We start from the raw sequence: 22649 nt of genomic DNA on the forward strand, positions 1-22649 counted from the left end.
CGAGCCGTCTTCCGGCACGCCTGAGGCTTCCTTGCAGCATCCGCAGGACGCAGTTTGCCTGCTCCAAAAAGAGTCCCACCCACTGAATGGCTTGAATGTCTGAAGAGACTCTTCGATGATACGAATGAGTAAAGACATATCTAGCGAACGGGGTTTTAACTTTTTTCTGGCGGCCACTTTAGATGGGCGCGTCTTTGGAGCCGGAATTGTTCGCCGCCAGCGGGTCGCGCAAGAGCCGTGTCGTACCTCTCACAAGGTTTGTTGCCGGCGCCGGCTCCCTCACGCGGCTTACCCGCCCCGCACACGCTAAATGAATTCCGCAACTCGCGCGACAATGGGCGCCGCCGGTACGAGCCGAAGTTGAGCGCACACCGTCCCGAGGACACGGGCACCTCAAAGCGCAATGATAGGGCGCCTGAAGCTGCTTTCTGCAATGCGACCTTCAATGGCGTCGTCCGTCATTACCGAAACCTGAGGGTCAATGACCACCGCCAGCACAACAGTTGCCAACCCATTGATGACGGATGACAGGTTCGCGCAGGTCACTCGCAATTCTGGCATCACGTATCCGGCATAAAGTGACGCAAAGACACCGACTGTCCATATCGCCATCGCGAACACATTCAGCGCAGTGACCGCCCAAGACATTCCGACGCTAGCAGCCAACTGCACCACGTTTCGTCTGGAAGGAAACCGCGCGCCGTCCCGAAGATAATTGACGCCTCCTAGACTGACGACACGAAGCAGCAAGCGCGGGACTGAGCGATGCGCCCGGAAGTGCCCGACTGCCCGACTGAAGTATCGCTGGAACGTTGGTTTCAGCGACGTGCCGGAAATGGTGGCCGACGTATGTTGAGAATGGCTTCATCTAGCCGGCAATCTAAAATGGACCAGTTCTTACGATGGCGGGGCGCAAAGAGCTTCTCGCGGCTTCCGCACTTCTGGACCAAGCGCGGACGCTTGTTGAGGCCTAGCTAGTCTCGAACCGGATGTTGCAGCGTAGACGGTTCGTCGTTTTCCGTCTAAGTGTCGAAATACAGCCTTGCTTTTTCTTCCAACTTTTCCCGGTGCGTCGAGGCCTCGCCGGCGTGGCAGTCGTTTTGCGACACCTTCAATCGGACGTTGAACCAGGTTGAAGCGCTCGGGCTGCGGCAAGAGGCAGAGAATCTACGGTGAGGTCGCGTTGATAGAAGCCAGAAAATTGCTCCAGGTGGCGGGCCGCCTCCGTCGGACTCAGTCCGTCGTTGAGCACCGCGCTGGAGAAGCCAGTTCGCGCCATCTGCAGCAGTTGGTCGACCTGGACGTCGCCCGTCGCCCGCAAATCTCCCGTGAAGCGTAGCCTCCGGCGCAAGAGATACGCTTGGCTATACGCTCGGCCGTCGGTGAAATGCGGAAAATGCAGTTCAACTCGCTCTACGCCGGCGAGCTCGCCTGCTAGCGTCATGGGGTCTGCATCGTTGGGCAGCTTTCGAACTCTCGGTTGGTCGCCGTCTTGAGCCGCGCGCCTGTCGATGACTTCCAAGCGGGGAATATTGTTCACGCCAGCACCTCATCTTTGTTTCGAGCGCCATTAGCCGCCGCCTTGAAGGGGTCAAGGCCGATGCGACGCAACGTCTCGATGAAGCGTTCGTACCGCCCCTGTTCCTGGTGTTCCCGCAGGTCGCGATATGCGCCGAGGATGGCCTCGATTGCATCAGGGACTTCGGCAGCAGAAAACGACGGACCAATTACCTTGCCTGGCTGCGCGGTGCCGCTGGCCTGGCTCCCGTCGGCCCCGCCCAACGTAATCTGGTACCACTCCTTCCCGTCCTTGTCGACGCCCAGCACGCCGATATGCCCGCTATGGTGATGGCCGCAGGAGTTGATGCATCCACTGATATGGACATCGATGTCACCGATGTCGTCGAGTTCGTCGATGTCTTGATACCGTTCGGCGAGGGCCTGCGCGACAGGAATCGAACGCGCATTGGCCAGCGCGCAAAAGTCTCCTCCCGGGCATGCGATGATGTCTGTCATCAAACCGATGTTTGTGCTGGCAAGACCGAGTGCGCTCGCAGCCTCCCAGAGCGCGTATAGCTCGGACGCGGGCACCCAGGGCAGAACGATGTTCTGGGTGTGGGTGACCCGCGCCTCACCACCGGAAAAAACGGTCTGCCAAGTCTGCCAGGCGCTCCAACTGCTCGGCCGAAGCGTCTCCTGGCGCGTGGCCCAGCCGTTTGAACGACAGCGTCACGATGCGCAGCGCCGGTTCCTTATGCGGCGCCACGTTCCGCCGCATCCAGCGCGCGAAACGGTCCGAGACGGCGGGTGCATCTGCTTGCGAACTTCCGGTAGCCTCGGCGACTGTCTCGGGCGGCACAAATGCGGCGGTCACCCGGTCGAGTTCTGCTTGTGTGATGGTGTGCGGAGCGCCGTCAAGTTCAACGATTTGCCGGAACTCCTGCTCGACGTCGGCGATGTAGCGCTGTCCTTCTGCCTTTACCAGAATCTTGATGCGCGCCTTGTACTTGTTGTCGCGCCTGCCGTAGCGGTTATACACGCGCACGACCGCTTCAATGTAGTTCATGATTTGGTTCCATGGCAGGAACTCCCGCAGAACCGTCGCAGTCATTGGCGTTCGGCCCATACCGCCACCGACCGAGACGCGGAATCCCAGGTCGCCCGAGCTGTTTCGCACCAGTCGAAGGCCTACGTCGTGCCAGTCGGTCGCCGCTCGGTCTTCGGTGGCGCCGGTGACTGCAATCTTGAACTTCCGCGGCAGATAGGCAAATTCGGGGTGCAGTGTTGTCCACTGCCGCATCAGTTCAGCGAAAGGCCGCGGGTCGGCAATTTCGTCAACGGCCACGCCAGCACGTTCGTCGCATGAAATGTTTCGGATGCAGTTTCCGCTAGTTTGAATGCCGTGCATGTCCACGGACGCGAGGAGGTCCATCACGTCGGCGGCTTTATCTAACGGAATCCAGTTGAACTGGACGTTCGTGCGGGTGGTGAAGTGAGCGGTGTGCGTCGGTAGATGGGTCGAACCAAGCTTTGCCTGCGCCTCGACGGCGCACCGATAGACGTCGGAGGCTGGGTCATCGTATTCGCGGGCGATGCGCGCCAGGACGCGCAACTGTGCGCTCGACAGTTCGCCATACGGCACAGCCACGCGCAACATCGGTGCGTGCCGTTGCACATACCATCCGTTCTGCAGTCTGAGCGGGCGAAAGTCCTCCTCGCGCAGTTGGCCACATTGCCAACGCTCCAACTGGTCGCGGAATTGCGCGGCACGGCTTTTAACGAATGCTTTGTCAAAGTCGGTGTATCGATACATGGGTGCGAAGCCTCTCCTGTCACGCTTTTCCAAACGCGCTCTCTTATGGCGCAGACGGCTACGGTAGATGCGTTGACGATAATCAGGAAGAAGCAGATGCGGTGGATTTCTGCGCAGCAGTCGGGACGTGGCAGGCCCGGCGACCTGAGACACGCTCATTCCGGGGTAGCATGCAGCCTGAGAGACGACTCGTGGCTCCTCGTGTCAAGCAGTGCTGTGGGCCCGGCTTGGATAACGCGCACGAAGGTCCAACAATGACTCGGTTTGAAACCATTGCTAACAACCTGGCAGAACAAATCCGCGCGGGCCAAATTCCGGTGGGCGCCCGGCTTCCGTCGTTGCGACAAATCATCTCGCAATATGGCGTCAGTCAGACGACGGTCTTCCGAGCCTACTATCTGCTCGAGCAATGGGGTTTAGTCCGCGCGGAGGAGCGTGCCGGCTACTTCGTGACGCCAGGCGCGGCAGTTCACGCTGAGGTCCCCAAGCAGAAGCAGGACGACGCGCTAAAGAAGGTCGACATCAGCGACCTTGTGTTCTCGGTCCTGGAATCGACGCAGCATCCCGATATTGTGCCGTTGGGCTCGGCGTTTCCTTCGCCAACGCTGTTTCCGTCGTCGCGGCTGTTGAAGTCGCTCGTCGCCGGAACGCGCTCGCTCAGTCCCTGGAGCACGGTTGAAGACCTTCCTGGCAGCGACCGTCTTCGCCAACAAGTCAGATTGCGATACGTGGGAATTGGACTCGCAGTCGCACCCGAAGAAATCGTTGTGACCAACGGCGCCTTGGAAGCATTGAACCTCTGTCTGATGGCAGTCACGCGGCCAGGCGACGCCGTGGCCGTCGAGTCGCCGGGGTTCTATGCCGCCTTGCAAGCAATCGAGCGTTTGGACCTAAGAGCAGTCGAGATTCCCGTGGACCCCATCTTGGGCCTAGACCTGGTCGCACTGCGACGCGCGCTCGAGCAGCACCCCATCCGGGCTTGCTGGTTCATGCCCAACTTCCAGAATCCGACGGGAACCTCCTTGTCGATTGAAAAGAAGCGGGCTCTGGTTGAGATGCTGCGTGAAAAGCAGGTTCCGCTCATCGAGGACGACGTTTATCAGGAGCTCCATTTCAGCCGCGACCGCCCCGTGCCAGCAAAGGCATTCGATACTGAAGGACTCGTCATGCATTGCAGCTCGTTCTCGAAGACGCTCGCACCCGGTTACCGGGTTGGATGGGCCACGGCGGGCCGATTTGCCGACAAAGTTCGGCGACTCAAGCTAATGACAACACTGTGTGCAAGTATCCCCGCCCAGGCTGGCATAGCCGACTACCTGGAGAACGGCGGCTACGACAGGCATCTCCGCTCGCTACGCTCATCGCTTCAAACGCAACTTGGACAGATGGAGGCCGCGCTGCACCGATGGCTACCCGACGCCGCCAAGTGGACGCGCCCGCACGGAGGCTACATGCTGTGGCTGCAACTCCCACAGTCTGTCAAGGCGATGGAGCTTCACGCGCTGGCGAGCGAACGCGGCGTCAGCATTGCGCCAGGCCCAATGTTCTCAGCGACACACGCTTTTCAGAACTGCGTGCGGCTCAATTTCGGGCATCCTTGGGATGCCCGCTTCGAAAATGCAGTTCGCGCACTTGCCGAGATTCTCGACTCACCCGCAGTTCGCGCCTGACCATGTCGCGAAGCACAGATGCGCGTTGCGACACATGTCCGCAGTCAAAAGCCCTGCACTGAACTTGTTCCATCGACAATCAGCTCGACTACACCAACGATGAGCAACCCAATCACTAGAGCCAGCGCCACTGCGACAAAGGGTAGCAGCACCATGTTGACGTTGGCCAAATCCGCTTCATGGTTTGCACGCTTGCGCACGCCGAAGAAACTGGCCAAAACCATGCCGACCATGCGTATCAGTTCCACGACCTTTCTCCTCAAAACATAAGTCACGCACGCATGTTGGAGAACGGCGAGGGGCCGCGGAAGTAGCAGATACCGCGTGATTCAGGTAAGCAGCCTCGATTTCTTCGTAGGCTCCCTTGCATCCGCAGGAAGCGGCTGCCTTCTCTAAAAAAGTCCCATCCATTGAATGGCTTGTATGTCTAAGAGACTACATATCTAGCGAACGATGCTTAAGCTTTTCCGGCGACCACTTTAGATGGGCATGGTCGTCTGCTCGTCAGACCGCTGGAGCCGTCCCGGATTCAGAAGTAACCGGAATCGGCCAGATGGACGAGGCAGTGCTGATAGATTTCTCTTGCGACTGGCGAGCGGAAATAGCTCTGTTCAGAGAGCCGGCCGTCTTGGTAGCCGCATGAAGTTTTCGATGAGCCGCGGCAAGTCCGTTTCGTCCGGCCGCGTACCCCATCGGCTGTATCCCGCAACAGATGCAATGGCAAACCAGAAATGCGGCGGAAACCATTCTGCCCGCACTGTTACGCCGCCGATAATTCGCAGTCGGCCCGTATCGCTAAGAAATTCAGCGTGGATGTTTTCGCCGCCGACTGTTGTGCTGGCAATTACTGGCGTGGACCGAAACATGAAGCCCTCCTGCGGTTTCTGACTGCTGAAAGTGGATGCTTATGTGGTAGCTCTCCCGAAGAAAACGAAAATGGTCCAGGCGATGCATCAACCCGTCGAGTCGGAATTCAATCCGGTTTTCGGGCCTGTGCACGCCTATTGAGCCGCATTTTCGCAGGATGGGCGAAGTCCACGAACACGTGCCGCGCCACTGCACAGCGCGTCGGCCGTCTCGACACAAACCGAGGGGCGGTCAGCTATGCAGGAGAAAAGCGCCCGAGCGACGGGGACGTAAGACGGCTGTTTGATATGTGGTACATCGCTCCCTGCGCCGCCCATCGTCTACTGGCCAGGAGCGACCGACCCATCGCGCGAGTGCAGCTTTTTCAATGCCAAGCAAAAATTCGGCTCGTCGATGCAACTGGCTTTACCCGACGAGCGTCCTGGCGTGTGACCGCGATGGAGCGCATCAGACCCGGGGCAGGCACCTTGCTTCATTGCCCCCCATACTCCGCGTTGATGCGGTCGAGTTCGCCCGATTTGCGTGCTTGCAGAAACTCCTGCTTGACCTGGGCTCGGGTCTTTCCCATTGGACCGCCAGCGTCGCTCCTCGTGGCGGCCACACCACCCACAGAATCTGTGGAAGACACGGTGGTATTTGTGGGCTGCGTTGCAGGCGCCGTGTCTTGCGCCTGGACATATCCAAACGCGAGAACCGCGGCGATAGCTGCCGCTACTTTGGGCGTTTTCATATCTAGGTACTCCACAAAGTTTGATTCGTTTGGCTTCTTGAGCCGGCCATCAGAGCCGCTCTCTCAAATACGGTCTCCCGGGACTATTACGTCACGGGCAAAGCTGTCGGATGATAAGCGGCGGCGTCACGCTCTCCGGCTGCGTTCTGACTCAATGGCCGAAGAAACGTCGCGTTGAGGCGGCGGCTGACCCACCCCGCCTGAAGCGAGACCTGAGCAACAACGACTCGCGGCCAATCAAGGTGGTCATCCAAATTTCCGCATTCGGGTCAAACTGGCATCGGCGACCTCGGGCGTGCTAGCTGCCCTGATAGATATCGCAGGACAGGCCCACCGTGCACGGAGCACCATTTCTCGCTTTGCCGCTGCCGCTGCTTCCGCCGGGCTGAGGTCCGTATCCCAGGTCAGGGGTGCGGTCCATCGTTGCTGCCGGCTGAGCAGTTGTCATGGGCTGCTGGGCAGACGACGGGTCAGTTGTGCCTGACGGTTGCATTTGCTGCGCGTGGGCGACACCGGTCGCAGCGAGCAGGGATAACACGCTCACTATGGTTAAAAGCTGCACTTTCATCTCGTCACCTCTTTTTCGTCAACGGATTGCGGATAACACGGCCCCGGAATAAAAGGGGATTGGCATCCCCACGAACATGCGAGGGTTGCATCAGACCTGTTCTCGCACCTTGCTGATTCTTGCGTTCGCTTTACCAAATGCCCAAGGGCGTCGTCTCCGACGCCGTTTAGCCGAGCAAATGCGAAGTTGGCTTGTGGCACCATTTGTGCTCAAAGCCGGACTTATTCGATGACTACCTGGGTAATAACGCGAGGCTGGTACCGGGCGGGGCAGAGGGATGCGCAGTGAGAGCGCTGGCGAAAGGACGTTGTAAAGTCAGTTGACCAATAAGACCCTTGCTGCGTTTATGTTATAGAACGCAAAGGTTGTGATTGACAGCGGAATCGACAATTGGCAAATCAGGGCCGATTGTCGCGCCTGGTCGCTCACGCCGTCCCCGGAAGCAGCGACACACCTGTTGTCCCCATCCAACCGCCCGAGGCCTCTGTATATGCAGTCAACGCAGCGCGAGCCGGCGTCGCGTCATGAGAACCTCTCATGAAACACTCAGCTTTTCTCGTTGCTGCCGCGCCGTCAGCCGTGCATCCTCGTGGTCGTGACCGGCATCATGTGGGCAATCTGGCGCACGACGAAAACGGGACGCTTGAGACCCGACCCATCCGAGTACGCGGCCTGGTACAGGGCATCTGTCATCGGGAAACCTGCGTACGCCGGGCCCAGGCAGGGGGCATCAGCGGCAGGTACGCAACCGCGGGGACGGTTCGGCGGAGGTGATGCTGCAGGGTTCTCCGGAGCAACTTGCCGACATGTGTGCCTGCTAAGGCAAGGCATGCCCGCAGCGCTGGTCTGCGAGCTTGAGGTGACCGAACTGCAGCCGCCGCTTGGCCGCTTCGACCGCTTTGAGTGACTAGGGCGGGCAATTCGCTACGGCGGACAGTGGAGCGGCTTCCACCCAACATGCCTGTCGGGCAGCCCCATTGTTGATGTCATCAGGATGGATATCCGCTGAAGGCTTCGTGTTCGAGTTGTTCGCGAGAAACATGGCGCACGTCCTTGCCCTTGACGACGTAGATGATGATTTCCGCTATGTTCGTCGCGTGGTCGCCAATGCGTTCAATGGCCTTCGCGATGAAAAGGTAGTCCAGCGCGATGGAGACGACTCGCGTGTCGTCCATCATGGTGGTCACCAGCTTCTGTATGACCGCACGAAATTGCTCATCGATGGCGTCATCGTCGCGGACGATTTGTGCGGCGGAAGCTGTATCGAGGCGCGCGAACGCATCAAGCGCACGGCGGAGAATAGTGATGGCCATCTCACCGGATAGCGCGATTTCCGTGATATTGATGGCCAGTGCGTTGCGGTCTGCTGCAATTCGTCGAGTCCGCTTCGCGACCTTCCGCGCTTCATCCCCAGCACGCTCAAGGTTCGTGACGGTCTTCGAGATGGCCATCAGCAGACGCAGGTCGCGTGCGGCCGGCTGGTACCGCGCGATGATGTTGATGCACTCTTCATCGACTTCCGCTTCGAGGGCATTGAGTCGACGCTCGTCGATGATGACTCTGTCGACCAGGTCCAAATCGAGGTGGTTCAGCGCCTGCATCGCATTGATGAGTTGCGATTCAACGATGCCGCCCATCTCGAAAACCTTGGACAATATCCCGTTGATGTCAGCGTCGAATCGACTGGAAAGATGGTTATCGGGCATCGGAACTCCTGTCAGCCGACCAGCTGCTTTTCAGTTGCCCCTCGGTTTCATGACCACTGCAGCACGTAAGGAACGGTGGCAGAAGCTCCACGAAAAGTGCGCAGGCATCCGGCGCAGCGGTGAAACGCGGGCTGCAGGGGCGGCCCGCTCGGAGCGTGGTAAAGCTACGATTTTGCTGGTCGACCGGTCTTGACGGTTTCGACCGCGGAAACAGCTGCCAGCAGACTCTCTGCGGTGGGAGCCGAGTCCAGTAAAAGCAGCCCAGCGCGAAGAAGCTCACTCTTGCTCACCGAGACGCCTGCGTCGAGACACTTCCGTTTCAGCGCTGCGATTTTCTCGTAGTCGGGCTTCGGCATCGTGAAGCTGTCGCGCACTACCTTCTCCTTCTTCGCGCGTTTCGCTTTCACCTCGGCTGCCGGATTGACTTGCGCGGCCTCAACGGACTTCGCTCGCTTCCGTTTGTCGGCGTCCGTCGGAGCCGGCTGGGCATCTCGTGCTGCGGCCACGCTCTTCTCATCCGCTGCCTTCTCATCGGCTTTCGCATGGCCGTTGGCACTCTTCGGAAAGTGAAAGGCCTTCTTCGTCGGCTTCCTCACGCTGGGTTCACTCATGACCCACTCCAGTTTGATAAACGGTATAAACAGTATATACCGTTAATTTGCGATTGCCAGACCGCATTCGAGATGCCCCCTCATGCCAGAACCATCAAGTTGTCCACACAATCTGTTCGCAAGGCTGTGGACAACTCCCGGGCAAGCGGGACAAATAGCTGAAAAGAATGAATTTGTGCAGTGCGCGCCGAACATGCGCATCTCGCAGTTCATATGTGTCGGGCACCAGGCAGTGGAGTAAGCGCACCCGTGGTCTGCAGAACGCGAAGTGTCCCTAAAGACAAAACGAAGCGATAGGTCTATTCAATTTGCATACGATTGGGCAGCGTCGTCTAATCGACCTCTCCAAGCTGCCCTTCGTACAGCAAGGCCCGCAACGCATCCCAATCCCATGCTTCGCGCAGCTTCTGCTAGCGACCTGAATTTGTCACGATGAAAATTTGCGCCCTGCATATCGAGGTGTCGCATACCCCCTTCCGGCGAGGCTCTTCCCTCGTGCGACACCTGAAGAATTGCGATAAAGGTTTCCGGCTTACTTGTTCTTCAGAAGTCGGCCGCGCTCGCATACTCTCAACGGGAATTCAAGCTAGGGTTCGCTCAACTCACCTTCCAGAACCCATTGGCGCTCGCTTTCCGATAAGCGGTTAATCCGGAGGGTGCCCGCTCCCGTCAGTCCATTGAATTTACCTGTCGCGCCGCTGACTTCCCACAGGCCATTGAAAGCAGAATGCGGCGTCCCGGGCTTGCCGACCAAGGTTATCTGCCGCAGTTGCGTCTTCAGATACAGTATGTCACTGGAGCCCTGAGTGATGACGAGATAGCCGGTCCCTAGACCATTGGTTTCAGGCCCCAAGGTCACTTCGTGGAATCCCCACTCCTGTACCGTCGCGCCGTGAAGCACTCCCTCACTTACCACCTTGCCCGAGCGACGCACCAGCGCGACATATCGATTGCTGCCGTCTGCAAAAATCAGTTTCGTGTATTCATTGGGCAACCCCGGCTCGCCGTTCTTGATGTCAAACCGGAGTTCGACAGTGAACGGCTTTGCCTGAGTCAATTGGCCGGCCTGCGACTGATTGTGCTGTTGTTCTCCGGGAACTGCCTCCGCACAGGCAGTGAACACGGCCATCAAGCTCAGGATGCCAGTGAGGACGATTCGATGCTGCATGTTGCCTCCCGTTATGCTCGCGCATTCCAGCAATGCAGGTGCTTCTCTCGCGTATACCTAATCTTCAGGCACACCACACCCTTGTGAGAACGAGAAGCGTAGGTCCTTGTTGCTCTGAATCGGACTGCTCGTGGACGTTGCCTCCAGTGTCGGCGCATCGCTTGTTGTCCAGGACAGTATCAACGACCCATTAGCCATTGCTCAGCGCTCAATATGGTATCAACGCCAACGTTGGTCTATCGAACCCGGAACCCATAAGTCAAGGGGTCACGCTCGTCCACAATCCAATTCGCAAAGCCGCAAAGGTATGCGTTGCCTTCCACCTCCGTGATGACTGCCTTGAAGTTGCCGACGGTCGTTTCGCTGAGAACGCGGCCTTTGAAAACAGTCCCGATGATAGACTCATTTACAAACGTCTCGTCTTTGCCCAATTCGCCGCGTAGGTAAAGTTGGGCGACGCGACCGCCTGTTCCTGAGCCGGTCGGTGAACGGTCCACCTCGCGGTCGGCAAACACACAGCAGTTGGCTTGCGTGGAACCTTCATGCCGCGGTTTGTTAGCAACAATGGTCCCGTAGATGTGATTGATTTCCGGAATGTCGGGATGCTGAACCGGGAATGCCTGATTTGCAGCGTCCTTCACTTCGGCACCGAACTTGATGAGCCCTTCGACCGAAGACTCGCGAACTTCAAGACCGTGCGGCGCGCCGTCCGCGTAGAAGTAAAATGCGTCACCGAAGGTTCCAGATAAAGGACGGCACATTAACGAAACGGACATTGCCCGCGTGCTCGCCGTCCCACTGCACGAATGCCTCGATGAATCCGCACGGCGCATCGATACCGACGCGGATTTCGGGCACCTGACGTTGCACCCACCCAAGTGCCACCGCCGCCGTCGACAGTGCGATGACACCGTGCCCGCAATGGTCGCTGTAGCCTTCGTTGTGAAGGAAGATGATGCCGAAATCAGCGTTCGGGCTAACCGGCTCCGTCAGGTAATTGCCGTACATGTCTGCATGACCGCGAGGTTCGAACATCAGGGCCTTGCGGATTTCGTCGGCGTTCTCCTTCAACCACGCGCGTCGCTTGACGATAGTGTCGCCAGGCAAGCGCGGAAGACCGCTGGTGACATTGCGGAATGCTTCGTCGCTTAACTGGTTGTCTGAGATGCTTCCCGCGTCGTTCACCTCACGCGGCAGGGCTCGCCATCAACGGCCATGGCGGCTCTTCGGTAGTGCCACATCGCAAATTTGATTGATGCGACTTCGTTGCATCCGGGCAGAGGAGCACCTATAACACAAGGAAGGCGACGCCTGCGGTTACGGTCGGCAAGAGCGCGGCGCCGAGTAATTTCAGCGGACTCACCGCTCCTCCAGAAAACCGATTACCAAGTATCGCCAAGCCCGCGGGGTTCGGCGCGTTTGCAATCACGGTCAGTCCGCCGCCGGTCACCGCTCCGGCCACGAGCAGGTACTTTGCGCTGTCAGATAACCCAGGTATGAGCGACCCCAGATAGGTGATGGCGGCGTTGTCCATCACTGCAGTCAGACCTGTGGCGCCAAAGTACAGCGTCAATGCATCCATGGAACTCACAATCGGCTGAAGCCACCATTGTTGCAATCCGCCAAGCACAACGAGGCCGCCAAGGAAGAACGCTACCAGAAGACTTTCGCGAAGCATGAGAGGCGATTGATGGCGCTCGTAAGCGTGAGTAAAGCCCAGAAAAAAGAGGAATGCGCCCACGAACACGACGGCGTGATGCGAATTGATGACGACCAGCGCGAGGAACGCGATATGAACAAGCGTGACGCCAACTGGGACTCGCTGCGATTGGGAGACACCCGCGTCTTCGCTGCCTTGTGACGTCGGCACGCTCTTGGCAATCAGAGCGATGAAGGCCATAGCATTGAAAAGAACGGCGAGCGCCGCCTTCCATCCAAAAGTCGCCGCCATGAATCCGGTGTTCCACCCCCAGACGCTTGCGACCATCAACACCGGTGGCGCCGCGTACGCCGTCATGACGCCGCCGATTGATACGTTCACGAAAAGTAGCGCCAGGCCGAAATACTTCACACGCTCCGAGATTCGCGCGGAGAACAGTGTGTCGCGCAGCAATAGCGCGGCGAGCGTCATCGCTGCCGGTTCAGTGATGACGGAGCCCAGAAGCGGCACGGCGGACAGGGAGAACCAGATAACGGCCACTTCAGTGCGTACTGGCAAGAACCGCGAGAGATGCATCACGATGCTCGTTACCAAGACGAGAATCGGTCGACTCGCGGCAACCACCATGATGACAAAGACGAACAGCGCCTCCGTAAACTCACGATGCTCCAGGTACTCGATGGTCGCGTGCGACCCGACGAGCGCCCACATCACGAGACACAGAATCAGCGCCCAGAATCCGAAGACGACCTCCACCTCCGCGAGGAAGTGGAAGACACCCGCATGCCGCGGGAAACGGTGCGAGAGCTTCTCAATGCGTGCTACGGCGAACGTATGAATGAGCGCAAGGGCAAAGATAACGGCGGCAGAAATTTCAACAGAATTGGGCATTGAACAGGGTGCTGGAGACGCTTTCGTTTTGACGACTCCGTCATAATATTACAAACATCCTACGCACCAATTGTTTCGGCGGCGGCGACGTTGCATTCGCGGCACCTGCTCAGGCTAAGATGAAACGCTGGACGAAGGCCAACTGACTGATGCTGCAATCGCCTGGAGAATCCGACATTACCATGCGCTACGCCACCTATTCCCAGCGCGCCCGTGCCTTGTTCATTGATTCGCTTTGGTGGACCGTCATCGTGCTCTTTGTGCCTCTCGGACCGTCAACTCAAGACCTGCTGCTGGCGCCTGACGCCTTTGCTTCGACCCTTGTCTTATGGCTGCTGGTAGCCCAGTGTGTCCCGATTCTCGTGACTGGCATTCTTTGGGCCGTATGGGGCACGTCTCCCGGTAAGCGCGTCTTGCGATTGCGAATCGTGGATGCGGATACAGGTCAGCCAATGACGGTCAGGCAAGCTTTCTTGCGCACAGCAGGCTACATGCTTACCTTCGCGACGTGCGGAGCGGGATTTCTATGGGTTCCGTTCAATCCGCGAAGGCAGGCGCTGCATGACCGGATAGCAAATACTGTTGTCGTTAACGAATACCTTGTTTCATCATAGACTATCAACCCGTCGCATCTCCCTATGGTGAAGCACCGCCGTCCTTTTGCCGGCCTATAGGAAAGCAAACTAGCCCTCCGACGTTCACTTGCACGTTGCTCGCTGGTTTCGCACCTCTTCAAACTCCGTGGAGCTTTCCTCCATCGCCTGCTCGCTGCGAGTCCGCCTGAATTTTTTTCAGCCAAATCTCTAATGCTGGCGGCCACAATTCCGAGTGCTTCCTTCCTATGCGAAATCATCACCCCTTTTGCGCGGTATACATACTGCTGCCCGTTCCGCGGTGCAGCCGCGCGACTGGTCGGACATCAACGGCAGCGGTCGCGGGACAACCGGTACTGTGGGATAGTCTTGAGACACCGGACAGGGTGGCGAAGTTAGCGCCCTGAGGCGAACGGCTGACGGGCGACGCTGGCTCCGAGGGGCATCTCATGATGCTTGGAACGTGTCTGAAGGCCTCGCTCAGGATAAGGCGGGGCTCAACTTCACCAAGGGGCAATCAGAAAAACAAGAGATGTTCGCAAGAGAGAATGCTCAACGTTGGAACGTGAAACTAGGTGCTTGTGGGGTTACGCCGCGCGACGACGCTTGTGCAGCTCGGCCACCGACGGTCGTGCGGGATGGCGAAGAGTGACGCTGGGTCCTTATGCAACGAGCGTTCGCCGTATCTGGCGACAGCGCAGGTCTGGCGCCGAGTACCACGAGACCATCCGGCACCTGATATTCAAGCCTTGAACCCAGAGCTAACGTCGTCGGACAACCGGATGAGCTCGTCAATCACAACGCGGACTCGTGGCTGGACATATTTTGTTCTCGGCCAGATGACATGAACCGGCATCTCCCCACCAGACCATTCCTTGAGGATTTCAATCAGGTCCCCGTTGCGAAGATGCGCACCCACAAGCCAAGTTGGAAGCTGAGCCACGCCGCAACCTGCTACCGCAGCATTTAGCATCGCCTCACCGTCGCCCCACTCATGCCGCGCTCTCACCGGCGTGAGTTCAAAATCGCCAGCGTCATTCCGAAGCAGCCAGGCGGACCGACGACTTCGTTGCAACCCCGCAATGCAGTCGTGATTCAGAAGCAGGTCAGCCTTGTCTTTAGGTTTGCCGTGTTCTTTAAAGTATTGAGGCGAGGCACAAATCACCAGACGCTGTTCGCCAAGTCTCCGCGCGGCAATGTCCGCGTCATCCTTCAGTTGGCCGATTCGCACGGCAACATCGACGCCTTCAGCGATAAGGTCAACCAGCCGTTCGCTGAAATTCGCTGAGATGTCCAGTCGAGGATACCGACGCGAAAGTTCGAGCAACGTCGGAAGCACGTGACGCCGACCAAAGGTTGCCGGCAACTCAATTCTGACCCGGCCCACCGGTTCCTGGTGTCCTGTGGCCAAAAAACTCTCCGTCTCGTCCAAATCTCCGAGTACGCGCAGACAACTGGCCAGGTAGGCCTCTCCCTCGTTCGTCAGGGTGAGCCGCCGGGTGGTTCGATGAACGAGCTTGGCCCCAATGCGTCCCTCCAACCGCGTGACGGCTTTGCCGACCGCACTGCTGGTCAAACCAAGCCGAGCGCCGGCTGCCGTGAAGCTTCCCTCCTGGGCTGACAGGACGAATTCGTTGAGTCCATCGAATCTATCTTTCGACATGATTTGAGAATCGAGGGATTAAGTAAATGGAATTCTAGGCGGTTAATGGCCTTCTCGGACGAAATTAGAATGGAGCCAACATGGAGAACCCGTATGAACGCCAACGTTGAACAGGGCTTCAGCCGCGCCCAGATTTCTGAACAGCGTGCTTATGCGAGGCTCTTTTTGCGAGATAAGCTGACCGTCGGCCTGATTCTGCCGCTTGAAACCCACCCGAACAGGCCGGCGCCGACGATGCGAGACCACGTCACGATGGCTCAGAAAGCCGATAGTCTCGGCTTTGCTGCCCTCTGGATGCGCGACGTCCCGTTCTATGACCCAGACTACGGCGATGTCGGTCAGGTTTTCGACCCCATTCCGTACGTCGCCTATCTCGCTGCCTTTACTCGGAAAATAGCGCTCGGAACGGCAGGAATCGTCTTGCCGATGCGTGAGCCGTTGATTCTTGCCAAGCAGATAGCTTCGCTTGACCAACTATCGGGCGGGCGCATGGTCTTGGGCCTCTCATCTGGCGACCGCCCGGCCGAGTACCCTCTCTTCGGCATCGACTTTGAGACAAGAGGCGAGCGCTTCCGTGATGCTTTCGATGTCTTCACCAGAGTGCTGCACGACGATTTTCCCCGGTTCTCTTCGCCCAGATTCGGAAGCTCGAGTGGAACGCACGACCTTGTACCGAAGCCGCCATTCGGTAGGACGCCGACCGTTGCAATCGGGCGAGCACAACAAAGCTTGGCCTGGATTGCTGAGAACATGGACGGGTTCATTGGCTCCTCCCCGGTGCCCGAACAGCTGCCATCGTTGGCGAAACAATGGCACGCTCAGGTTGAACAGACCTGCGGTCCCGAAGAATTCAAGCCTCTTGGTATTGGTGGATTTCTCGACTTGGTAGAGGACCAGAATGAGCCGCTTATCCGCACGCGCGGCGGATTTCGAGCCGGGAGCAAAGGCCTTGCGAACTTTCTGCACGACGCTCAGACGGCGGGCGTCAATCACATCGCGCTGAATCCCAAGGTTAGTCGACGCCCGTACGCTGACCTGATGGAAGAGCTCGCTTCCGAAGTCCTCCCGCACTTTCCTTCACACTGACGATGTGCACCTAGCTCCCTGACGTGGTCATGCAAATCCATCTATGAAAACCATTTTCGAACCATTCAATCTCTCTGGCACCGCACTGAAGAATCACATCGTCATGGCTCCGCTCACGCGAGCACGCGCGTCGCGCGAAGTCGCTGATGAACGCATTGCTCTCTATTACACGCAGCGTGCCACCGCTGGGCTGATTGTCAGCGAAGGCACTTCGATTTCGCGAGAAGGAACAGGGTATCTCTTCAACCCAGGCATCTACACGCCGGAGCAAATCGACGGTTGGCGTCTGACAACTGATTCCGTTCACGCCGTCGGCGGAAAGATTTTCGCGCAACTCTGGCACGTCGGCCGCGTTTCCCATCATTCAATCCAGGAAGGCGGGAAGGCTCCCGTCAGCGCCAGTTCCAAACAGGCAGCGAACGCGAAGGCCTTTGCTTACGACGGTAGCGGGAAGCCCAACCCCGTAGACACGCCCACGCCTCGCCAGCTCCAAACGCAGGAAGTTCGGCGTATCGTCCAGGATTTTGCTCAGGCTGCCGAGAATGCTATGAAGGCAGGGTTTGACGGGGTCGAAATTCATGCCGCGAACGGCTATCTGTTCGAGCAGTTTATGAACCCGCTCGTCAATGACCGGAGCGATTGTTACTCAGCCGACAACATTGGGAATCGATTGCGCTTCACTCTCGAAGTCATCGATGCCGTTGCTGGACGTATCGGTGTTGAGCGGGTCGGCATTCGAATTTCGCCTTACGGCAAGCTATTCGACATGCCCTTCTATCCGACCATTGATGCGACATACAGTGAGCTCTGCCGCGAAATCGGGAAGCGAAAGCTCGCGTATGTTCACGTCATGAATCAGTCGGGATACTCGCGCCTGGACAACGCTCTCGAACCGGAAGCCGAGTCTGGATTCATGGCCCTCCTACGTCTCCTGAAAGGCTATCTGCCGCATACTGCGCTCATTCTTGCAGGAGGTATGTCGAGAGAACTTGCGGAGCAAATGATTGAGGGTGACGTCATCGACCTCGTTGCATTCGGCGCTGCATTCATCAGCAACCCCGACCTCGTTGCCCGCCTTCAGAATGATTGGCCACTGAGCCCCGCAAATCCGGCGACCTTCTATGGTGGCGGCGCAGAGGGTTACGTGGATTACGCTCCCTACGCTGCATCTTGAGGGCAATCGTGGCGCCAGATGCTAGGGTTATCGACCTCGGCGGATTTCAAGACTCCATCTCCCAGACGAATTCGACCTCGCGGACAGCGAGTGACAATTCACTCAAAATAGACCTTCGTCTGTGTGTCGGTGTCGAGTCTCCGCATGTTTAGCCTTACTGCCGCTTACCCGTATCGAAGCAGGCGCGCTGGGTGATGAGATGTCAGCGTGGTTGCGGGAGGAGTCTCGATTCCCATTTCTCTCTTTCAAATCGTCCGAAGGTCAACCCATGTCTAACTTCGTTGTCGAAAAGCTGTTTCGACCGCCCTACGTCCAAACTCGACCAGGTGGAAGCGAGCCGCTGACAGTTCTCTTTTCGTTGCTTTCCCGTGCGGATACGACGCCAATCGACGTACGTCGAGTGGGTGATGGTTACACGCTCGACAAGTCTGGCCATCCATTACGAGACCCGGCGACAAATTCTTCCGCCATTGGTTTCGAGAGTAACGCCAACGTCAGCTTCGAGCACTGGGGCGAGTATTGGCGAAAGGTGCACGGCGTTCGTTTTACCCACATCGAAGAGGACGACGACCGCAGCTTAGAACGACTGCTGCGTTATGAACAACTCCATCGATTCGCTCCTGGGCCCACAAGCTTTAACGCGCCCCCATACCGCGCTCCAGTCGACGAAAGCGGAATGCTCTGGCCGACAATTCTCGGACACATTGAACCGTATCAACGGCCGCGCTGGGACGGCGTCGCGTATCTCAACTTTGAGAGCGTCGATGACATCGCAGCTGTGTTCGCTAACGAGCGAGTGCGCACCAAAATTCTTCCCGAAGACTTGACCATGTTTCGTGACATCGCGCCGGTACTTGCCCGGCAGCACATCACCATTCCTAGCGAATCGGGAAATGAAGCAGTCACATTGGTCAAGCTACATGTGCGTCGAAAAGACGAGGCGCGCGAATCATTCCAGCAGTGGTGGCTCGAGGACCATGGCCCCTACGTCAGCAGTCACTGCCAAGGCAGTCAGTTGGTCAAACGTTATGCCCAGCTTCATAATATCGGTGGTCGAGAACCCGGCCAGGCGTTTTTTCACCCTGACGCAGCGACGCTAGATGGAATAACTCTTATGAGCTTTTCAAGCCTCGCAGACCTCGAAGATTTTCTGGTGAGCCCGATGAACGCAAGGATTGTCGAGCACGAGTCCCTGAACACTGAGCAAGCAGCGTCAGAATATTGGACCACCATCGGTATGATGATTATCAACCGCATCGGCCCCGAGGTTCGCACCGCGTAACGAATGCCGCTGCGGCGTCGGAGCGACCGGCCGAACTCACCTGTGCGAATAGGCGCCGCCTTATCGATTGGCTCGCCGCGCCATCTCGACTAAAAGCATTATGGGAGTCTACGGCATGGGGGCAACCTATTGAATCGGAAATTTCCGACCCTCGCGAAACGCCCCGTCCCTGAGGACGGGGCTAACTACTTACGCAAAGAATCACACTCAGTCGTCGTCTGTCTCCTGGCACACCGGGCCTTCCTTCTTCGCCAAATCGGAGTCCCAATAAGGCAGGCTGGTATTGCCCTCAGATGCAAAGCAACCAGCTTTCAGCAGGGGGAGATTCAGAGACGACGGAAGGCTTGACCCAACATACAGTGAGACGGTACTTCCCGTCAGAGAGACCACCTGAGGATGCGTCGGGAAGCATGCATCGGTGCCCAGTACCGGCGAGCATTGCGAGTTGGGCGGCGGTGGAGATGTAATGCCATTCGATTGCTGCGAGGGAGTCTGGGTGCTGACTATGAGGCGGACCTTGCTTCCTGCGGGGATGGAAGCAAACTTTGGCGAGATGACAAAGTCGTATCGTCGAATGTTGCCTGCTGGCACATAGTGGTCCGCGAAGTACTCGCCATAGGGCTTTACCGGCACTCCGTTTTTATCAAGCCAAGACCGATTCGGGTCATTCTTCGAGAGGCTCCCGAGGACAGTGCCACTCGAAAGTGGCGTGACGGTGCCATCGGCACCCACAAGCTGCACCGTCGCGATGAGTTCCAGATTCGGCGTTGTCGACGAGGCGTAGAATGACGCGCTCATCGGGCCGGCAAGCGTCGCTCCCTTTTTCAGGACAGGCCCATCAAATTGCGCCGTGCTCCCGGCGCCTGGCTGCGCCCAAAGGAGATTAACTTCCGCCGATTGATTTGAAGGCTTCTTTGAAAGCGCTCCCTTGGGCGTAAGGAAGTATTGCTTGTACACAGGCGCAACCGGGTAAGCCGACGTGCTAATCCAGTTGTTGGAAATTAGCTCGTGGACGTGAACTGGTTGCTTAGTGTCCGCCATCCCTGTCTTCTTACCTTTGAGCCAGGTATCGAACCATTCCAGCGTGATGTTGTTTGTAATGTTCTGCCCAGTCGTCTGCTCCTCAAATTGGCAGTGACCGCCCTGGCTGATAATCACCTGGTAGCGGCCTGTGACATCCTGGTTCGGACGCATGGGACCGTATACGTATTGGCCGCTTCTCGCGTTCTGCAAATATGCGTACATGGACATAGAGCTCTCAGCGTAGATGTCCTGGTGCGTGCTCCAAATAAGAGTCGGAATGTCGAGGTCTGCGAGTTGCCGGGCGAACGTGCCGGGAGAGCGCGCCTTCCAGAAGTCCCTGTAATAAGCCCTGGGGCCACCCGCGTTGATTTCGTCGACCATTGCCTGGCCGTAGGCGGTCGCGCCATGATTATTACCAACCGCAGCACCGAAACCTAGTGGGAACTGGCCCGTTTGCGTAGGGATGCCGCCTGCGAAATACGTCTCACGGTAAAACTCGGCTCCTGCACAAAACGGTGCTAGAGCCTTGATAGGTGAATTTTTTCCGGCTGCCAGCGCCGTCGTGTATTGGTTCAGTCCTGACCATGAACCGCCCTGCAGAGCAATCTTGCCGTTTGAGTTCTGCAGCTTCGTCGCGGCCCATTGGACTATCTCCGCACCATCCGTCCCGTCGTTGCCGAAGAACGAAAATTCGCCGCCTGAGTTTCGAGTCCCTCTGACCGATGCTGTCACATAGATGTAGCCTCGCTGAACGAAGTAATCACCAGCCGTGGACGGATTCCCAAGGTATGGCGTTTGAGTGAGAATGACAGGGAACGGACCCTTCGCCCGAGCACCGGTATGCAAGTCGGTGGGATAGGACACATCGACCATAAGCACCGTTCCATCGCTCATGGTGACCGGGACGCTTTTGTCTAGTGCGGTCCCGTAAGTCGGATTACCCGGGCTCCATACTCCACCCGGAAAGGGTGTAGACGCAAGCGCGGGAACTGCCGCACCGGATAACAGAATTGCCGCGGCTGCAAGCAGCGCTGCACGACTTGAACGCTTCATAACGACCTCCATCGGTGTCTCGCCAATCGTTAGATAAACTTACTCTTCATTCCTAACTTTATTTACAAGACGTAATCCACTTACGCCAGCACCACAACCGCGGCCCCCGCCGTCGCAGGGACGCGGCACCCACTCAATTCCAGGGACGTCAGATGATTCGGTGCTCCTCGACCAGGAACGCGGTGATGCCGGCGAGGAATGTTTTTGCATGTTCCATCGTCTTCACGCCGACCTCTGATTCGAACGCCTTTTGCAGCGACCCAGTGCTTTCGAACCAGAACTCAACGACCCCGTCAATGGGTAGGTCGTCGTAACTGCAAGGCGTGCCTTTCTGAAGCTCTCGCTGCACTACCGCGTTCTGCCGATAGCCTTTGACGCCAGGCATCGTGCGAACGAAATCCGCATGTACTTTCCACTCGTTCAGAAAGTCCTGCTCCGAAAGCTCGGGGCGACGGCGGATGAGAGAAATCCGCTTCTTGAGCTTTGCACGAGACGCATCTTCCGGCACTTCTACTACCGTCGTCTGTCTGACGGTCAGGATATGAAGGCGGCCGAGGAAATGGTTCTCGTCTTCGATGATTCTTTGCGGCAGCTCCCCCTCTCCGAACGGCTTGTTCGGGTCCGAAATCCACAGTTGCGAGAAACCGTCGAACTCCCACGGCTCCCGCTCGAAGTCGATTCCGCGCTGAACACGGTCGACAATGTGGTTCTGCCAATACTGACTAAGTCCAGGTGCGTTTTTCACCAACGGGCCGTGATGGCCGAGCCAATGCTTGTAAAACTCATCGTTCGACCATTCGGGCTTCTTTGAAATAAGCCCCATGCGTACCGTGCTCATCAATCCTCCAATGTCGTGACTTAGGTCGAAAGCTCGGCGCGGTCAATGCGCGCCTAAATATGCCGCCTTGACTTTTGGGTCGTTCAGCAAGTCGCGCCCAGACCCCTCCAGCGTGATGTTGCCAACCTCAAGCACATATGCCCTGTCAGCGACCCCCAAGGCCTGCTTCGCCATCTGCTCGACCAGCAGAATGGTGAGGCCATCCTCGCGCAGACTACGGATGGCATCGAAAATGTCGCGGATGACCAGCGGGGCCAGGCCCAACGAAGGCTCATCGAGAAGAAGCATGCGCGGCTGACTCATCAATGCGCGCGAAATGGCGAGCATTTGCTGCTCGCCCCCGGAAAGCGTTCCCGAGAGCTGGTTCTGACGTTCGCGAAGACGTGGAAACCGGTCAAACTCCCGCTCCATCGCTACCTCAGTCGCGGACATCGGCTGCTTGCGGGAATAGGCTCCGAGAAGAAGGTTCTCACGCACGGTCTGGTCGGGAAACACGCCGCGACCTTCGGGCGACAGGGCAATGCCGAGGCCGAGGCGCATGTGTGCAGGCAACTGGGTGCAGTCGCGACCGCCAACCGTGATGCGGCCAGAGGAGACCGCCTGCAGCCCCGCGATGCTCTTTAGAAGGCTACTTTTCCCGGCACCGTTCGCGCCGATGATGGTGACGACTTCGCCTTCCCTCACCTCGAGGCTCACACCCTTCACGGCCTGAATAGCGCCGTAAGAGACCTTTACTGAATCGACTTTGAGCAT

General features: G+C 57.8%; 17 protein-coding genes and 4 pseudogenes. 6 read left to right on the forward strand and 15 right to left on the reverse strand.

Going from position 1 to position 22649, the window contains the following annotated elements; translation table 11 throughout:
* Positions 1-306 precede the first annotated feature (306 nt).
* The 3 genes and pseudogenes from B0G80_RS10105 to B0G80_RS10115 form a co-directional block, all read right to left on the reverse strand.
* Positions 307-849: pseudogene (locus tag B0G80_RS10105) on the reverse strand (lipid II flippase family protein); the annotation flags it as partial.
* Positions 850-1111: 262 nt separating this feature from the next.
* Positions 1112-1540 (reverse strand): DUF934 domain-containing protein, encoded by a 429-nt coding sequence (locus B0G80_RS10110; RefSeq protein ID WP_116117904.1) that lies wholly within the window; start codon positions 1538-1540, stop codon positions 1112-1114.
* Positions 1537-3313 (reverse strand): annotated as a pseudogene (locus tag B0G80_RS10115) (nitrite/sulfite reductase). Before B0G80_RS10115 ends, B0G80_RS10110 begins: the two are co-directional and overlap by 4 nt.
* 254 nt (positions 3314-3567) lie before the next feature.
* On the opposite strand from B0G80_RS10115, the gene B0G80_RS10125 reads away from it, so the two are divergent.
* A complete protein-coding gene (locus B0G80_RS10125) occupies positions 3568-4983 on the forward strand; it encodes a PLP-dependent aminotransferase family protein (protein WP_116117906.1) in 1416 nt (471 codons plus the stop codon).
* A 44-nt stretch (positions 4984-5027) separates the two neighbouring features.
* Here B0G80_RS10125 and B0G80_RS10130 read toward each other — a convergent pair whose 3' ends face one another.
* The 3 genes from B0G80_RS10130 to B0G80_RS46790 form a co-directional block, all read right to left on the reverse strand.
* The gene (locus B0G80_RS10130; protein WP_116117907.1) at positions 5028-5231 is read right to left on the reverse strand and encodes a DUF2970 domain-containing protein; all 204 of its coding nucleotides are present in this window, start codon (positions 5229-5231) and stop codon (positions 5028-5030) included.
* A gap of 363 nt (positions 5232-5594) precedes the next feature.
* The gene (locus B0G80_RS10135) at positions 5595-5849 is read right to left on the reverse strand and encodes a hypothetical protein (RefSeq protein WP_116117908.1); all 255 of its coding nucleotides are present in this window, start codon (positions 5847-5849) and stop codon (positions 5595-5597) included.
* A gap of 473 nt (positions 5850-6322) precedes the next feature.
* The gene (locus B0G80_RS46790) at positions 6323-6418 is read right to left on the reverse strand and encodes a DUF4148 domain-containing protein (RefSeq protein ID WP_258878870.1); all 96 of its coding nucleotides are present in this window, start codon (positions 6416-6418) and stop codon (positions 6323-6325) included.
* 1387 nt (positions 6419-7805) lie between these two features.
* On the opposite strand from B0G80_RS46790, the pseudogene B0G80_RS46795 reads away from it, so the two are divergent.
* Positions 7806-8055 (forward strand): annotated as a pseudogene (locus tag B0G80_RS46795) (acylphosphatase).
* 82 nt (positions 8056-8137) lie between these two features.
* Here B0G80_RS46795 and phoU read toward each other — a convergent pair.
* The 5 genes and pseudogenes from phoU to B0G80_RS10175 form a co-directional block, all read right to left on the reverse strand.
* On the reverse strand, positions 8138-8854 hold the full coding sequence (phoU, locus tag B0G80_RS10155) for a phosphate signaling complex protein PhoU (RefSeq protein ID WP_116117909.1): 717 nt from the start codon (positions 8852-8854) through the stop codon (positions 8138-8140).
* 164 nt (positions 8855-9018) lie between these two features.
* Positions 9019-9465, reverse strand: a complete 447-nt coding sequence (locus B0G80_RS10160) for a hypothetical protein (protein ID WP_116117910.1) — start codon at positions 9463-9465, stop codon at positions 9019-9021.
* A 586-nt stretch (positions 9466-10051) separates the two neighbouring features.
* The gene (locus B0G80_RS10165; RefSeq protein WP_116117911.1) at positions 10052-10633 is read right to left on the reverse strand and encodes a hypothetical protein; all 582 of its coding nucleotides are present in this window, start codon (positions 10631-10633) and stop codon (positions 10052-10054) included.
* Positions 10634-10869: 236 nt separating this feature from the next.
* A pseudogene (lhpH, locus tag B0G80_RS10170) lies at positions 10870-11818 on the reverse strand (trans-3-hydroxy-L-proline dehydratase).
* A gap of 103 nt (positions 11819-11921) precedes the next feature.
* Entirely contained in the window at positions 11922-13184 is a 1263-nt protein-coding gene (locus tag B0G80_RS10175; RefSeq protein ID WP_116117912.1) for a putative Na+/H+ antiporter, read from the reverse strand.
* 182 nt (positions 13185-13366) lie between these two features.
* Between B0G80_RS10175 and B0G80_RS10180 the strand changes: the two genes are divergently transcribed.
* Positions 13367-13798 carry an RDD family protein gene (locus B0G80_RS10180; RefSeq protein ID WP_116117913.1) on the forward strand — a complete coding sequence of 144 codons (432 nt, stop codon included), beginning with the start codon at positions 13367-13369 and terminating at the stop codon, positions 13796-13798.
* Positions 13799-14519: 721 nt separating this feature from the next.
* Here B0G80_RS10180 and B0G80_RS10185 read toward each other — a convergent pair.
* The gene (locus B0G80_RS10185; RefSeq protein ID WP_116117914.1) at positions 14520-15440 is read right to left on the reverse strand and encodes a LysR family transcriptional regulator; all 921 of its coding nucleotides are present in this window, start codon (positions 15438-15440) and stop codon (positions 14520-14522) included.
* Between the two features lie 93 nt (positions 15441-15533).
* Between B0G80_RS10185 and B0G80_RS10190 the strand changes: the two genes are divergently transcribed.
* The 3 genes from B0G80_RS10190 to B0G80_RS10200 all read left to right on the forward strand — a co-directional run bounded on the left by B0G80_RS10190 (position 15534) and on the right by B0G80_RS10200 (position 18982).
* Complete coding sequence (locus B0G80_RS10190; RefSeq protein ID WP_116117915.1) at positions 15534-16526, forward strand: LLM class oxidoreductase; 993 nt, start codon at positions 15534-15536, stop codon at positions 16524-16526.
* Between the two features lie 43 nt (positions 16527-16569).
* Positions 16570-17700, forward strand: coding sequence for an alkene reductase (locus B0G80_RS10195; protein WP_116117916.1), 1131 nt, complete (start codon positions 16570-16572; stop codon positions 17698-17700).
* A gap of 268 nt (positions 17701-17968) precedes the next feature.
* Entirely contained in the window at positions 17969-18982 is a 1014-nt protein-coding gene (locus B0G80_RS10200; protein WP_116119609.1) for an EthD domain-containing protein, read from the forward strand.
* A gap of 207 nt (positions 18983-19189) precedes the next feature.
* On the opposite strand, the gene B0G80_RS10205 is transcribed toward B0G80_RS10200, so the two are convergent.
* From B0G80_RS10205 to B0G80_RS10215, 3 genes are all read right to left on the reverse strand, one after another.
* On the reverse strand, positions 19190-21070 hold the full coding sequence (locus B0G80_RS10205; RefSeq protein WP_116117917.1) for a CocE/NonD family hydrolase: 1881 nt from the start codon (positions 21068-21070) through the stop codon (positions 19190-19192).
* Positions 21071-21206: 136 nt separating this feature from the next.
* Complete coding sequence (locus B0G80_RS10210) at positions 21207-21896, reverse strand: EthD domain-containing protein (RefSeq protein WP_116117918.1); 690 nt, start codon at positions 21894-21896, stop codon at positions 21207-21209.
* A gap of 42 nt (positions 21897-21938) precedes the next feature.
* Entirely contained in the window at positions 21939-22649 is a 711-nt protein-coding gene (locus B0G80_RS10215) for an ABC transporter ATP-binding protein (protein ID WP_106305395.1), read from the reverse strand.

This window comes from Paraburkholderia sp. BL6669N2 (genome assembly GCF_003387275.1).
Lineage (GTDB): Bacteria > Pseudomonadota > Gammaproteobacteria > Burkholderiales > Burkholderiaceae > Paraburkholderia.